This window comes from Escherichia sp. AM3 (assembly GCF_032029835.1).
In the GTDB taxonomy this organism is placed as follows: Bacteria; Pseudomonadota; Gammaproteobacteria; order Enterobacterales; family Enterobacteriaceae; genus Escherichia; species Escherichia coli.
On the sequence record NZ_JAVUPQ010000932.1, the window covers coordinates 1 to 276 of the forward strand.

Here is a 276-nt window from a genome sequence, read left to right on the forward strand (position 1 = left end):
GTTGTATCTGAAGGGCAGACTCAGTTACGCTCTCCTCAAACCCGGATGATGAGAGTAATGTGTTGAAACGCTGGCCCGCTTTCCCTCGCTCCCTGCGACAGCTCGTTATGATGGCCTTCCTGCTGATCCTGCTACCTTTACTGGTTCTGGCGTGGCAGGCATGGCAAAGTCTGAATGCGTTAAGTGCCCAGGCGGCCCTGACTAACCGCACCACGCTTATTGATGCCCGCCGTAGCGAGGCAATGACCAACGCCGCGCTGGAGATGGAGCGTAGCT

General features: G+C 56.9%; 1 pseudogene. It reads left to right on the top strand.

Annotation, left to right across the window (positions count from 1 at the left end):
• Window positions 1-62: 62 nt before the first annotated feature.
• A pseudogene (locus RTW80_RS29120) lies at window positions 63-276 on the top strand (two-component sensor histidine kinase); the annotation flags it as partial.